The sequence below is a fragment of the Bradyrhizobium sp. CCBAU 53338 genome (genome assembly GCF_015291665.1).
Taxonomy (GTDB): Bacteria; Pseudomonadota; Alphaproteobacteria; order Rhizobiales; family Xanthobacteraceae; genus Bradyrhizobium.
Window position 1 is genome coordinate 3,051,379 of the sequence record NZ_CP030048.1, and the last position, 14,144, is coordinate 3,065,522.

The following is a 14,144-nucleotide window of genomic DNA, read 5'->3' on the forward strand; positions in this document are numbered from 1 at the left end:
AACAGGAGAGGGGTTCTCGGATGGCTCATTCAAAATTTCTGGTCGCTGCGCTTGCCGCAGCATCGCTGTGGGCGAGCGGTGCATCCGCCTCCGTCCTCGACAACGTCAAGCAGCGCGGCACGCTGAACTGCGGCACCGACAACACGGCGCCGGGCTTCGGCTACCTCAACACCAAGACCGGCAAGATCGAAGGCCTGGATGCCGATTTCTGCCGCGCCATGGCCGCGGCCGTTCTCGGCGATGCCAGCAAGGTCAACTTCGTCATCGTCACCGACAAGAGCCGCTTCAACGCCCTGCAGACCGGGCAGGCCGACGTCGTCTTTGCCCACACGACCATCAAGCCGGTTCGCGAATCCGCGATCGGCGTCGATTTCCTGCCGATCAATTTCTACGACGGCACCGGCATGATGGTGAAGTCGGCGTCCGGTGTGAAATCCGTCGCGGAGCTCGACGGGGCGACGATCTGCACGACGCAGGGCTCCGGCACCGAAGCCACGCTCGCCGCCTTCGTTCGCCAGCGCGGCTTCAAGACCACCAAGGTGCTCACCTTCGAGAACCTCGAGAAGCTGTTTGGTGCGCTCCAGAGCGATCGCTGCAACGCGATGTCGACTGACAAATCCGCGCTCGCGGCCTGGCGCGGCAACTCGGGCAAGCCGGACGATTACACGATCCTGCCGGAGACCCTGAACAAATCGCCGTTCGCAGGCTTCGTGATCGCCAACGATTCCAAATGGCGCAATGCCCTGCGATGGGCGACCTTCGCGCTGTTCCAGGCGGAAGAGTGGGGCATCACGACAGCCAATCTGTCCGACAGGATGAAGGACGAGAGCGCCTTCGTGCAGAAATTCCTTGGCGTGAAGGACGGCTTCGGCAAGGATTTCGGCGTCGCCGACGATTTCGTCGCCAGCATGATCAAGTCAGTCGGCAATTACGGCGAGATCTACGATCGCAATCTCGGACCCAAGACGCCGTATTTCATCGATCGTGCCGGCACGCCCAACGCGATGTGGACCAAGGGTGGTGCCGAATATTCGCCTCCGTGGAACTGAGCCACATGATCATCGGCGAGCCGGCAGGCTCGCCTCGATCTCGGGAGGGCAGCGTGAGCACAGAGATCGCCGAATATCACAGCATCCCGCCGGCGCGTCGTGGCCTGCTGATTGCGTCCAAATGGCTGGTGCAGGCGGCGATCGTCATCGTGGTGGCGGGGCTGGTCATCTGGCTCGGTCTCGCCGTTCGCGAGGCGCTCGCTCGCAAGGGCATCCAGTTCTCGTTCGGCTATCTCGGCCATGGCGCGAACTTCTCGCTCAGCGAAGGCGTCGTCCCGTCGTTCGTGGGCGGCTGGCCGGTGCTGGAGTCCTTCTCGCCATCGCATAGCAATCTGCAAGCGCTGTTTGCCGGTCTTTGGAATTCGCTCAAGGTCGCACTCTCGGCGATCGTCCTCTGCACGATGTTCGGCACGCTGGTCGGCATCGGCCGCCTGTCGACGAACTGGCTGGTGCGCAATCTCTGCTTTGGGCTGGTCGAAGCCGTCCGCAACACGCCGTTGCTGATTCAGATCGTGTTCTGGTACTTCGCGGTGGTCCTGAGGTTTCCCCCCGCGAATGCCGCCTCGAACTGGTTCGGCGGCCTGCTGGCCAGTCGGTCGGGCGTGTTCCTTCCCGGCCTTGCGATCTCCGAGCGCGCCGGCGCTGCGTCCTGGGGATTGCTCGCGGCCGCCTTCGCCCTGCTTGTCGCCTGCGTCGTTCTGGGCGGATCGCGTCCGCGGTTGATCCTGCTGGCGGCAGCGATCTCGGCCCTGATTGCAGCCGCCTTGGTCGGCTTTCCCCTCGGCCTCGACCTTCCGGTCGCGACGCGCTTTGGCGCGCGCGGAGGCTTCTCCATTTCGCCCGAGATGACGGCGCTCCTCGTTGCGATCGTCGTCAACAGTTCGGCCTATGTCGCCGAGATCGTCCGTGGTGCGATCGAGGCGCTGCCGAAGGGGCAGTGGGAAGCCTCTGCCTCGCTCGGCCTGTCGCGTTCCCACACGCTGCGCGACATCATCCTTCCGCAGGTGTTTCGCATCGTGCTCCCGTCGCTCGCCAACCGCTACATCAGCCTGACCAAGGACACCTCGCTCGGGATCGCAATCGGCTTCCCTGACCTGTTCAACGTCTACGGCACCGTCTCGAACCAGACCGGGCGAAACCTCGAAGGCGTCGTGATCGTGATGCTGACATATCTCGCGCTGAGCTGGATCATCAGCGCCTGTGTCAACGGCATCAACGCGCGCGTCAACGGACGGAGGGCGCGATGAGCACGCTGGCGCTGCGGTGGGTCCACCGCAATCTCTTCGCAAAACCGTTCGATGCCGCGCTGTCGCTGGTCATCATCCCGCTGCTGGCCTGGGCGGCCTATGCCTTCGCTCATTGGGCACTGATCGACGCGCATTGGCAGGTCGTCGGCGGCAGCTTCAAGGTGCTGATGACCGGCATCTATCCCGCTGATCAGCTGTGGCGGGCATGGGTCTCGGTCGCGATCCTCTGCGCGATGTTCGGCGCTGGCCTCGGCCTTTCACTCCGCCCGGGGCGCACTGCGCTCGCATCGGTTGGCTTGGTCGGGATCCTGATCGCGGCGGCGGTGGCAGCCGCAATCGACCTGCATTCCGGCATGCTGACGGCCGCCAGCGCTGTGATCGGTATCGCGGCATGGATCGGCGCCTATCGTCCGGCTGCGAACCAGCGCATCGTGATGTCGGGGCTTCTCGCCGGCGTCGTCGCGATCTTCGTCGTGCTCTCGCCGCCGGGCTTCGAGGTCTGGGGTGGCCTGCTGCTCAGCGTCGTCCTGACGATCGCGGTCTCGATCCTGACCTTGCCGTTCGGAATCCTGCTCGCGCTCGGCCGGCAAAGCCGCATCGCGAGCCTGCGCGTGATCTCGACCGCCTATATCGAGACGATGCGCTCGGTGCCGCTGATCCTCGTGGTTTACTGGATCTGGATCATCGTGCCGCTGCTGGCACCGGATACCTCCGTTCCGGGGCTGCTGCGCGGCATGGCCGGTTTCGCGCTCTTCTTCGCGGCCTATGTCGCCGAATACGTTCGCAGCGGACTTCAGGCCGTTCCCAGGGGGCAGATCGAGGCGGCGCGCTCGCTCGCCATGAGCAGCTGGACGCTCAACGTCGACATCGTCCTGCCGCAGGCGCTGCGCGTCGTCGTTCCTTCGCTAGTCGGACAGATCCTCGACATCTTCAACGGCGCGACGCTGGTCTTCATCATCGGCCTGACCGACTTCCTGCGCGCCGGCCAGATGATCCTCGCCGATCCGCAGAACAGCAGCCGGACCTACGAGATCTACGTCTTCCTGTTCGCCGTCTATCTCGCCATCGGCGGGGCGATCACCTACGCCTCGCGCCGCTTAGAGGCCCATCTCGCAAGGGGATCACGATGAACGCCATCCAGATTCCGGAAACCGCCGCGTCGCGCGAAGTCATCGTGAGCATCGGCCGGCTCAACAAATCGTTCGGCGCGTTCCATGTCCTGAAGGATGTCGATCTCGACGTCGGGCGCGGCGAAGTCGTGGTCATCATCGGTGCCAGCGGCTCCGGCAAGTCGACATTGATCCGCTGCGTCAACGGTCTGGAGATGTACCAGAGCGGTCGGCTGACGGTCGACGGTTTCAGCATGCCGACGGAAGCCGATCGCGCGATCGGCGGCGAGAAGGAGCTGGCGAGAATCCGCAAGGGCGTCGGCATGGTGTTCCAGCAATTCAATCTGTTCCCGCATATGAGCGCGCTGGACAACGTCGCGATAGCGCCGATCCGCGTGCGCGGCCGCAAGCCTGACGAGGCGAGGACGCACGCGTTGCGTCTGCTCGAGCGGGTCGGCTTGCGCGACCACGCCCACAAGCTTCCGGCCCAGCTCTCCGGCGGCCAGCAGCAGCGGGTCGCAATTGCGCGGTCGCTGGCGATGGAGCCGCATATCATGCTGTTCGACGAGCCGACTTCGGCGCTCGACCCCGAGATGGTCGGCGAGGTGCTCGACGTCATGCGCGAGCTCGCACGCGAGGGCATGACCATGATGATCGTGACCCACGAGATGGGTTTCGCGCGCGAGGTCGCCGACCGCGTCGTCTACATCGATCACGGCCGCATCCTGGAGATCGGCACGCCGGTCGAGATCTTCGACCGACCGACGCATGAACGAACCAAAACCTTTCTGTCGCGCGTGCTGCGTCACTGACGTAGCGCCGCCCCGAGCACGCGCGGACCACGCGCATTCCGATCACCTGGAAAGAGGATCACCCATGTCACTTTCGACGGCCGCTCAAGCCCATTCAGACGATGCCAACTGGCCCCATCTCTTCGGCGCGGATGCCCATCAGATCGGTGCCGACGTCGTCGCGCTGATCGACCAGGATCGGAAGAGGGAGACGTCGTCCCTCAACATGATCGCGTCGGCATCCTACGCGCCGCTTGGCCTGCGACAGATCGAGGGGACGCATCTCGTCAACCGGGCGCCGATGGGCCTGCCGGGCCGTCGCAGCGTCGCCAATTGCGAAGAGCTCGATGCGATCGAGAACCTCGCCATCGACAGGGCGAAGGCGATCTTCGGCGCCGAATACGTCAACGTGCAGGCGTTGTCCTCGACCATCGCCAATGTCGCGGTGCTGCGCGCGATCCTGCCGGCCGAAGGCGCGCGGCTGCTGACCTTCGACGAGCTCGCCGGTGGCCATGTCAGTCACGGCGCCATGCGTCATATTACTGGCGCGAACCGCTCGGTGGCCTCGTTCGGCGTCACCGGCACCGGCGCAATCGACCTGGATCAGGCCCGCGAACTCGCGCGCAGGACGCGGCCACATGTACTGCTCGCCGGCCCGTCTTCGTATCCGCGCGAGATCGACTTCGCGGGATTGAAGACCATTGCCGACGAGGTCGATGCGCTGCTCTTCACCGACATTGCCCATGTCGCGGGGCTGATCGCCGCGGGCCTCCATGCCAATCCCGTTCCGTTCTCCGACGTGTCCACGACCTCGACGCAGAAGACGCTCTGCGGACCGCGTAACGGCGCCTTCGTCTTCGCCAGGGAGCGTTTCGGCGCAGCCATCGACGCGGCCGTCTATCCTGGTCTGCAGGGCCCGGCCGCCTCGAACATGATCGCGGCGCGGGCGGTGCAGATGGAGATGATCACCCGACCGGCATTCGCACAGCTCATGCGCGATGTCGTCGCGAATGCAAAGGCGTTCGGTGCGGGCCTGCAGGAAGGCGGCATCGAGCTCTACACCGGCGGCACGGACTCGCACATGATCATGGCTTACACCGGCGAGAGCTGGACGCAGCCGGAGCTGGTCGCGGGGCTCGGCGCCCACGGGATCGTCGGCAACGCGATGCGTGCGCCGGGGCCATCAGGCGAACCACGCACCGCTTTCCGGTTTGGCAGCATCGCGCTGACGATCCGCGGTTTCGATACGGCCGAGGCCATGAGACTTGGCCGCGAGGTCGCGGAGATCCTGCGCGCCGGACCGGAGGCTCCGGTCAATGCGGCGCGGCTTCGCAGGCTCAAGGAGCTGGCTGCGACCCATCCCGTTCCGTCCTTTGTCGATTGACGCGAGCGCATTCGACGAGAACGCCAGGAGCCATTCATCATGCACTACGACGTTGCCGCAATCCGCCGCCAGTTCCCCGTGACGGAGCGCATGCTCTATCTCGATTCCGCCCATCAGACGCCGCTTGCCACCAGCGTTCGCGAAGCGCTGCTTGGGTTCTATCGCGAAGGACTCGAGACGGCGGGGCCAAAGCCCGTCTGGCTCGACCGGATCGAGCAGGTCCGTGCCCGAGTGGCGAAGCTCTTCAACGCAGCGCCGGCCGAGATCGCCTTCACCAAGAACACCTCCGAGGGCATGAACATTGCCGCGAATGCGTTGCCGCTGACGGCGGGCGACAATGTGCTCCTCGTCGAGGGTGATCACCCCAACAACGCCTATGCGTTCCTCAATCTGCGTCGCAAGGGCGTGGAGGTGCGTTTCGTGCCGATGAATGGCGAAACGGCACGCGCCGAGATGTTCGCGCCCTACATCGATGCCCGCACGCGCGCGATCTCGCTCTCGCATGTCACCTTCCACGCAGGACATCGTTTCGACATCGACGGTATCGGCGCGCTCTGCGCCGAGCGGCGGCTCTATTTCGTCATCGACGCGATGCAGTCGACCGGTGTCATTCCGCTCGATGCCGGAGCCAGCGGAGCAAGTCTGATCGGTTCGGGTTGCCACAAGGGCCTCCTGGTGCCGCAGGGTCTCGGCATCCTCTATTGCCGGCAGGGTCTGGACGAACTGCAGCCGGCCTATCTCGCGATGTCGAGCCTGGCGCATCCGCCGGGTGACTACATCGCGCGCGCCGACAACATGATGCCGAAGGCGGGGGCCGGTCGGTTCGAGATCGGCAACCTCAATCTGCCCGATATCCATGCGCTGGACGCTTCGCTGACGCTCATCGAGAGCGTCGGATTGTCAGCCATCGAGGCGCACCTCTACGATCTCGGCGACCGCCTGATAGAGCGCATCGACGATCTCGGTGTCCGTCTCGTCGGACCGCGCAACCGCGCCGATCGCTCGCCGCACATCTACGTGCTGGACTTGCCGGCGGACGCGTGGGCGGAATATCTGGCAAGCCGGCAGGTGCGCGTGTCGCCGGAGCGCGACGGAATCCGCATTTCCTTTGGCCTGTTCAACACGGCCGAGGACGTCGACCGGTTCGCTGGAATCCTCGCCGAGAGCGGCAATTTGCCGGCGCGCGCTGGCGCAGCCGCCTGAGCGTCGAGCGGCGTCGGCGGGATCATGCGACGATGCCATCATGCTCCTGTTTTGCCCGACGGAGCAAGCTCGATTTCGAAAAACGCGAAATTTTTAAGATTGCGACGCCATGACAGGCCCGTGGCTACTGTGCATGGGGTTGTTTTCGACCTTTCGTCGCGGCCGGTCTCAGCTGTGGGGCCCGCGCAGCTGCGCTGTCAGTTTGTCCATCGCATCCGCAACGCCGCGCCATTGCGACAGCCAGCTGCGCGGAAAGCGGTAGGTGAGGTCGGCGCCGCCGACGCGGCGCTCGGACAGGCACATGCCGGGCGTGGCTGCATCGCGCGTGCAGCGCGCCGTCAGCGCCGGCGAGCTTGCGGAATACAGATCCTCGCTGCCGTAGGGCGTGTCGCTGCGGAACGGGCGCATCGTCAATCCGTCGTCCGGCGTCGTCGCGGCCTGGTCGAGATAGCGCGGATAGATCGTCGCGGTGCGCTGCTCCGGCGAGAGCGCATCGTGATGCGCCGCGATCGAGAGGAAGATGCGGTCGATCGGCTGCATCGCGGTGTCCACGGTTTCGGCGGTCACATGCGTCGGCCCGTTCGGTGCTTGCAGCGAGGGATAGAGGAAATCGAGATCGATGCGCTCCTGTGGACCGGAGTGCCGCTGGATCTTCATCCGGATCGCCTGAAGCGGCAGGTTGAACAGCGTGCCGCCGACGCTCACGGGCAGCTTGTCCGGTATATCCGATCCGCCGGCGGTCCAGGTCGGCCACAGCAGATAGGCAACCAGCGCGACCGCGCTCGCCGCGAACACGCCGGTGAGCGCGATCGGGACGAGATGTGTCCGGATACGCGTTCTGGAAGGACGAGGGGAGGTTGCCGAAAACACCGTCATGACGTCGCGCACATGGACCCGGGGTCGGCCGGTGGCCGACGAATCACCGGCGAATATGCCATGCGGCGGCGAATTCGCGGAGGGTTCCCGGCTACCGGGAACGGCAGGGAGCCCTGCGCGGGCCGGGCGGCGCCGTTAACCTTCGCTTAAGGATAATGTAGCGTTAACCGGCGCTATTTGTCACAGGAAGGGTCCTCGCGTTGCGTATGGGCGGACCGTTCCGATGACACCTGAAGCTCTCAATACCTTCTTCTCGATCTGCATCGGCTTCGCGCTCGCGGGCGCGCTCGCGAACGGATACCAGGCGCTGTCGCAGCGGCCCGCAGGTTTCGGGCTGCTGCAGGAGGGCGTCGCACCGCGCACATTTGCAGCGGTTCCGTTCCTGGTGTTCGCAGCGCCCTTCATCATCATGCGCAACACGCTGCGCGGCATGCGGCTGGAGAGCCGCCGCTTCGAATTCGTCATGATGGCGACCGTCATCGCCGGCTTCTGGAGCATGATGAGCGGCACCTTCTTCCTGATGACGCTGCGCGCGGCGGGCGTGCTGACCTGACGCCTTGCAGGGCTGCGTGGCAGCCCTTTGCCAGCTCGCTCCCGTTTCGCTATGCCACTCCCAGCGTGACAGGAGACCTCGATGGCGATCTACGAGCTCGACGGGCAGGGGCCCGATCTTCCGGCGGACGGCAATTACTTCATCGCGGAAACCGCGACCGTGATCGGCCGCGTGCGCCTGAAGCCGGGCGCGAGCGTCTGGTTCGGCGCGGTGCTGCGCGGCGACAACGAGTGGATCGAGATCGGCGAGGGCGCCAACGTGCAGGACGGCTCGACCTGCCACACCGACCTCGGCTTCCCGCTGGTGATCGGGAAGAACTGCACCGTCGGCCACAACGTCATCCTGCACGGCTGCACCGTCGAGGAGGGCGCGCTGATCGGCATGGGCTCGATCGTGATGAACGGCGCGAAGATCGGCCGCAACAGCATCGTCGGGGCCGGCTCCGTCATCACCGAGGGCAAGGAGTTTCCCGAGCGCTCGCTGATCATCGGCTCGCCCGCGCGCGTGATCCGCACGCTCGACGATGCGCAAGTCCAGAAGATGGGAAGCGCGGCGCGGTTCTACGTCGCCAACGGCCCGCGCTTCAAGAAGGGCCTGAAGCGGATCGGCTGACCTCGACCCGCGCGCTCGCGCGGAAGTGAGCCGCCGCGCCTGTCATCGATGATCGGGTGACATTAGCTTTGCCGTGTTTTGAAGCGTGGAGCGTTTCCGCGCGGAGGGTGAGTTGATGCTACGCAAGATGATCATGGCCGCACTGGCCATCGCGACGGTGAGCCTGTTGGCGCCGCAGGCGGCCGAGGCGAGGGGCGGCCATATGGGCGGCGGCTGGAGCCATGGCGGTGGTGGCTGGGGGCACGGCGGCTGGGGCCATGGCTGGCATGGCGGCGGGTTCTGGCCGGGTGTCGCCATCGGCGCCGGTATCGCGGGCGCCGGCTATTACGGCGCGTATGGCTACGGCTACCCGTACTATGGCGACCCCTATTATTACGGCGTCGGCTACGAGGACTATGGCGCGCAGTGCTACCCGGTGCGGCAACGGGTCATGACGCGGTGGGGCTGGCGCGTCCGTCGCGTTCAGGTCTGCGAGTAAAGGGCTGCGAGAAGTGCGGGGCGCTCACCGAGGCATCCAGATACCGGGACATTAAAAAACAAGGCCGTTGACGCAGTATACCGTCAACGACCTTGCCAGCCCCGGATATTGAAATCGGCTCACGCCATCCGGTATGCGCAAGCATGGCGCGGAATCATACGGGCAAATGTGATCCATTTCACAAGTGGTGAAAATAAAGGGCGGCGGCCCCGGATCCAATTAGCTGCGTGGGCGTTTGCGGGCGCTGGCGTGGCGGTGGCGCGCCGGTTTCCTCGGGGTAACTGAGGACGTATCGGCCTCGTTGGCGCGGGCGCTGGCGAAGGATTGCCGCAACCCGTCGATGGATTCGTTCAGACCGGCGACCTGTTCCGACAGGCGCTTGGTGTCGGCCTGCTGCGAGGCGAGCAGCCGCTTCATGGTCAAAAGCTGGTCTTGCACGACCTGGAGCTGGTCGATCGATTCCTGCTGGGTCGCCTCCAGCCCCTTGGTCTTCTCGACGAGTTGCTCAGAGGCTTGCGCCGCGCGGACCTGAAGCTGCCGCGACGCGACCACCCTGTCGGTCTCCGGCGCAGCACCGGTATAGGCCCGCCAGATTGCGATCGACGTGACGCCAACGATCAGCAGCAGCAGCGCGACGGCGGTCAGTGCGATCGGCTGGGCACCGAGACGCAGGAGGGAATTGGACGGTGCATCCTCTGCGAGATCGATCATCGCTGACAAAACCCAATTGAAACTTGGTTCATGGCGAAGAGCGGCAGCACGAAGCGGCCGCGGGGCATCCCGAAAGTGTTACTGTTCGGCAACAATTGGGACAAAAAGGTGGCCGCCGGCGGAAAAAGCGCAATTGACCCAAGGCGAAAGGCCCGGACCTTCCAAGGCAACGCCTCAAGATAATCCCCGCCAGGCCGAAATCGGATCGCGCGCGAAGACGAGCGCTCAGGGCTGAAACGGCGCGAACGGACCAGAATAGGTCTTCGCCCGCGGCGGCGCGTAGGGGCCGAGCCGGGAGGTCGAGAGCCCGAGCCGCACCAGTCCTTCGGCCAGCGTCACCGCAGCTGCGACGCCATCGACCACGGGCAGGCCGTGAGCGGCGGCGAGCTCGGCGGCAAGATCGGCCATGCCGGCGCAGCCGAGCACGATGGCCTCGGCGCGGTCGTCGCGGATTGCGGCCGCGATTTCCGCGGAGATTTTTCCAATGCCGTCTGCGTTGCGCTCTTCGAGCGCAAGCACGGGGACCTCGGCCGCGCGGACGCGGGCGCAGCGCTCGGCGAGGCCGTATTTCCTGAGATTATGCTCGATCGGCACGATGGAGACACTGAGCGTCGTCACCACGGCAAAGCGCGCGGCGATCAGGCTCGCGACGTGAAAGCCGGCTTCGCCGATCCCGATGACCGGCGCTTTCGCCGCGGCCCGCGCCGCATCCAACCCGGTGTCGTCGAAGCAGGCGATGACGTGCGCATCCGCGCCGTCGCGGTCGGCCTCACGGATGCAGCCGAGCATGCCGGGAACGGCGAAGGCCTCGTCGTAAAATCCCTCGATCGAGACCGGGCCCATCGCGGGCTCGCGCGCGTCGATCACGGTGTCGGGCCGCGCGATCGCGCGCGCGGCGGCGGCGATCTTCGCCGTCATCGACGCTGTGGTGTTGGGATTGACGACGTGAAGTCGCATCGCTGTCAGACAAGCCCTTTGCCGGCGTCCGACCCCTTGGCCGCCTGCCGCTTGTTGAGCATGTGGATGGTGCCGAGTGCAAGCGTGATCACCGCGAAGGAGACCGCGGAGATGATGGTGCCGAGCGCATAGATGTCAGGGTTCGTCACGGTCGTGGTGAGGCCCTGGAGATCGAGCGGCAACGTGTTCACCGCGCCGATCGCCTGGCTGGAGCGCGCGAGCTCGTCCCAGGACAGCGTGAAGCCGAACAGGCCGATGCCGATCACCGACGGCAGGATGATCGGCAGCACGACATGACGGAAGGCCTGCCACGGCGTCGCGCCGAGATCGCGTGCGGCTTCCTCGAGCCTGGGATCGAAGCGATTGAAGATCGCGAACATGATCAGGAGGCCGAAGGGCAGCGTCCAGGTCAGATGCGCGCCCAGCCCGGAGGTGAGCAGGCCCATCGAGGTCTCGAAATTCTCGTTCCAGTGCGCCTTGATCAGGTCGTCGATGATGCGGAATTCGAGCGAGATCCCGAGCGAGGTGATGATCGAGGGCACGATGAGGCTCGCGATCGCGGAATAGAACAGGATGCTTTGCGCCCTAAATTTCCTGCGGAAGGCCATGCCCGCGGCGACCGACAGCACGACGGTGATGGCCATCACGATGACGCCGAGCAGCAGCGAGCGACGGAAGGACGCGCCGAGATCGATGATGCCGGTGCCCTGGAACAGTTTCGCCAGCCAGTAGGTCGAGACGCCGTTCATCGGGAAGGTGAGGCCGCCTTGCGGCCCCTGGAACGACAGCACGTAGATCGCGATCATCGGGCCGTAGAGAAACAGCACGTAGGCCGCGAAGAAGATCGCGAGGACGTAGAAGCTGCGCGGGCGTCCTTCCTTCATCGTTCACAGCTCCTTCTTGATGTCGACGATGCGCGACATCATGGTGATGATCAGGAACGTGATGACGAGCAGGATCACGGCATTGGCGGCCGCGGCCGGGAATTGCAGCGCGTTCACCCGCGTCTCGATGATCTTGCCGGCGGCTGCGATCTGCTGGCCGCCCATCACGCCGATGGTGATGAAGTCGCCCATCACGATGGTGATGACGAAGATCGAGCCGATCACGATGCCGGGTTTGGCGAGCGGAATAATGACGTTGAGCAGCGTCTGCAAGCCGGTGGCGCCGGCGTCATAGGCGGCTTCGATCAGCGACTTGTCGATGCGGATCATCGAATTGAAGATCGGCACCACCATGAAGAAGGTGAAGAGGTGCACCAGCGCCAGCACCACGGAGAATTCGGAGAACAGCAGCCATTCCACCGGCTGGTTGACCAGTCCGATCTTCATCAGGCCCGAATTCACCAGGCCATTGCGGCCGAGCAGCGGGATCCAGGCGATCATGCGGATGACGTTGGAGGTCCAGAACGGGATCGTGCAGAGCAGCGACAGTCCCATCTGCCAGGTCTTGGACTTGACGTGGAAGGCGAGAAAATAGGCGACCCAGAAACCGATGAAGAGCGTGATCGCCCAGACCAGGAAGCACAGCTTCAGCGTCTTCAGATAGGTCTTGGCGATCGTGCAGAGATCGGGAAGCTGCGCGATGCAGCCTTCGAAGGTGTCGGTGTAGCCGCGGCCCGAAAAGGCCGGCAGCAATTGATATTCGTTGTAATCCCAGAACGAGACGATGACGACGAAGACGAGTGGGATCAGGAAGAAGGCGAGAAACACCAGCATCATCGGCCCGGCCTGAAGCCAGGAGATGAAGGAGGGCGACAGGCGCGCCGCTTTCGCGGGGCGCGCCTTGTCCGATCCCCGGACAAGGTCCGGGGATGCCTGTTGCAGGATGTCTTCCGACGTATCCATCACGCGGCGATGAACTCGTTCCACTTGCGGACCATGTAGTCGTTCTCGTCCATCACGGCGTTCCAGCACGCGACCGCGCCCATGCGGTCCTCGTAGGAGCCGCCGTCACGCACGGCCCCGGCCTTCTCCAGCAGCGAACCGTCGGGCGCCTTGATGTCCTTCTCGGCCGGCTTGCCCTCCATCCAGTAGGCCCACTCGTAGGGCTCCATGTTCGCCTTCGCGGTGGAGAGCACGGCCGAGTAGTAACCTTGGCGGTTGAGGTAGGCGCCGGCATAGCCGGACAGGAACCAGTTGACGAACTCGTAGGCCCAATCGAGCTTCGGACCCGACACGCCCTTGGAGACGCAGAAGCCGGAGGCCCAGGAGCGGTAGCCTTCCTTCAGCGGCTGGAAGGTGCAGGCGATGCCCATCGAACGCACCTTCGTCACCGCCGGCGACCACATCGACTGGATGACGGTCTCACCCGAGGCCATCAGGTTGACGCTCTCGTTGAAGTCCTTCCAGAACGCGCGGAACTGGCCGGCCTTCTTCGCTTCCGTCATCACCTTCATGGTGAGATCGATCTCTTCCTTGGTCATGTTGCCCTTGTCGGCATATTTGTACTTGCCGGTGGCTTCCACGACCATCGCGGCATCCATGATGCCGATCGAGGGAATGTTGAGGATCGAGGCCTTGCCCTTGAACTCGGGGTTGAGCAGCTCGGACCACGAGTTGATCGGGCGCTTGATGAGATCGGGGCGGATACCGAGCGTGTCGGCGTTGTACACGGTCGGGATCAGCGTGACGAACTCGGTCGCCGTCTTGGAGAAAGTCTTGGAGTCCTTGCCTTCGAGATAGAGCACCTTCCAGGGCGCGGTGCCCTGGCTGCCGATCTTCTTGCCGCCGGGCGTCTCGCCCTTGGTGAAGACGGGCGTGATGTTGTCGAATTCCTTGATCTTCTTGGCGTCGAGGGCAAGGATGTTGCCCGACGGCACCAGCTTCTTCAGCGAGAAATATTCGGTATCCAGCACGTCGAAGGAGTTCGGCTGGGTCATCACGCGCTTGGTGACGTCGTCGGTGGTCGCGGTGATGTATTCGATCTTGATGCCGGTGTCCTTCAGGCACTGCTTGGAGATGTCGTCGCCCTCGTTCACGGCGGTGCCGAGATAGCGCAACACCTTCGGCTCGGCCGACATCACGTAGGGAAAGCCCGTGATGGCGCCGGAGCCGGCGGCGAGGCCCGCGAGGCCTGCGGTGCTCTTCAGTAGCGTGCGGCGGCTGACACCGGTCTTTTTGGTCGTCTCGGTCATTTCAGTCACTCCTCTGTGTTGCGCATTTTCTGTGATGA

The 14,144-nt window shown here is 64.5% G+C and carries 15 protein-coding genes; 9 read left to right on the top strand and 6 right to left on the bottom strand.

Annotated features, from left to right (window positions below; all coding sequences use genetic code 11):
* Nucleotides 1-20 precede the first annotated feature (20 nt).
* From XH90_RS14135 to XH90_RS14160, 6 genes are all read left to right on the top strand, one after another.
* A complete protein-coding gene (locus XH90_RS14135; RefSeq protein ID WP_194482046.1) occupies nt 21-1,049 on the top strand; it encodes a transporter substrate-binding domain-containing protein in 1,029 nt (342 codons plus the stop codon).
* A 53-nt stretch (nt 1,050-1,102) separates the two neighbouring features.
* Nucleotides 1,103-2,296, top strand: a complete 1,194-nt coding sequence (locus XH90_RS14140; protein ID WP_194482047.1) for an ABC transporter permease subunit — start codon at nt 1,103-1,105, stop codon at nt 2,294-2,296.
* Nucleotides 2,293-3,426 (top strand): amino acid ABC transporter permease, encoded by a 1,134-nt coding sequence (locus XH90_RS14145; RefSeq protein WP_194482048.1) that lies wholly within the window; start codon nt 2,293-2,295, stop codon nt 3,424-3,426. The genes XH90_RS14140 and XH90_RS14145 overlap by 4 nt, the downstream gene beginning before the upstream one ends.
* Complete coding sequence (locus XH90_RS14150) at nt 3,423-4,217, top strand: amino acid ABC transporter ATP-binding protein (RefSeq protein ID WP_305853188.1); 795 nt, start codon at nt 3,423-3,425, stop codon at nt 4,215-4,217. Before XH90_RS14145 ends, XH90_RS14150 begins: the two co-directional genes overlap by 4 nt.
* Before the next feature lie 64 nt (nt 4,218-4,281).
* A complete protein-coding gene (gene glyA, locus XH90_RS14155; protein ID WP_194482049.1) occupies nt 4,282-5,580 on the top strand; it encodes a serine hydroxymethyltransferase in 1,299 nt (432 codons plus the stop codon).
* 39 nt (nt 5,581-5,619) lie between these two features.
* Nucleotides 5,620-6,783, top strand: a complete 1,164-nt coding sequence (locus XH90_RS14160; protein ID WP_194482050.1) for an aminotransferase class V-fold PLP-dependent enzyme — start codon at nt 5,620-5,622, stop codon at nt 6,781-6,783.
* A 168-nt stretch (nt 6,784-6,951) separates the two neighbouring features.
* Here the strand turns inward: XH90_RS14160 and XH90_RS14165 are convergent, their stop codons facing one another.
* Entirely contained in the window at nt 6,952-7,659 is a 708-nt protein-coding gene (locus XH90_RS14165; RefSeq protein WP_194482051.1) for a hypothetical protein, read from the bottom strand.
* Nucleotides 7,660-7,882: 223 nt separating this feature from the next.
* Here XH90_RS14165 and XH90_RS14170 point away from each other — a divergent pair, with 223 nt between their 5' ends.
* The 3 genes from XH90_RS14170 (at nt 7,883) to XH90_RS14180 (ending at nt 9,302) form a co-directional block, all read left to right on the top strand.
* Nucleotides 7,883-8,212, top strand: coding sequence for a hypothetical protein (locus XH90_RS14170; protein WP_194482052.1), 330 nt, complete (start codon nt 7,883-7,885; stop codon nt 8,210-8,212).
* Nucleotides 8,213-8,293: 81 nt separating this feature from the next.
* Nucleotides 8,294-8,824, top strand: coding sequence for a gamma carbonic anhydrase family protein (locus XH90_RS14175; protein WP_194482053.1), 531 nt, complete (start codon nt 8,294-8,296; stop codon nt 8,822-8,824).
* 115 nt (nt 8,825-8,939) lie between these two features.
* Nucleotides 8,940-9,302, top strand: coding sequence for a hypothetical protein (locus XH90_RS14180; protein ID WP_194482054.1), 363 nt, complete (start codon nt 8,940-8,942; stop codon nt 9,300-9,302).
* A gap of 219 nt (nt 9,303-9,521) precedes the next feature.
* On the opposite strand, the gene XH90_RS14185 is transcribed toward XH90_RS14180, so the two are convergent.
* From XH90_RS14185 to XH90_RS14205, 5 genes are all read right to left on the bottom strand, one after another.
* On the bottom strand, nt 9,522-10,013 hold the full coding sequence (locus tag XH90_RS14185) for a hypothetical protein (RefSeq protein WP_194482055.1): 492 nt from the start codon (nt 10,011-10,013) through the stop codon (nt 9,522-9,524).
* 225 nt (nt 10,014-10,238) lie between these two features.
* Nucleotides 10,239-10,970, bottom strand: a complete 732-nt coding sequence (locus tag XH90_RS14190; RefSeq protein ID WP_194482056.1) for an aspartate/glutamate racemase family protein — start codon at nt 10,968-10,970, stop codon at nt 10,239-10,241.
* Nucleotides 10,971-10,975: 5 nt separating this feature from the next.
* Nucleotides 10,976-11,854, bottom strand: coding sequence for an ABC transporter permease (locus XH90_RS14195; RefSeq protein WP_194482057.1), 879 nt, complete (start codon nt 11,852-11,854; stop codon nt 10,976-10,978).
* Between the two features lie 3 nt (nt 11,855-11,857).
* Complete coding sequence (locus XH90_RS14200) at nt 11,858-12,817, bottom strand: ABC transporter permease (protein WP_194482686.1); 960 nt, start codon at nt 12,815-12,817, stop codon at nt 11,858-11,860.
* Nucleotides 12,817-14,106, bottom strand: a complete 1,290-nt coding sequence (locus XH90_RS14205; RefSeq protein WP_194482058.1) for a PotD/PotF family extracellular solute-binding protein — start codon at nt 14,104-14,106, stop codon at nt 12,817-12,819. The genes XH90_RS14200 and XH90_RS14205 overlap by 1 nt, the downstream gene beginning before the upstream one ends.
* Nucleotides 14,107-14,144: the final 38 nt, after the last annotated feature.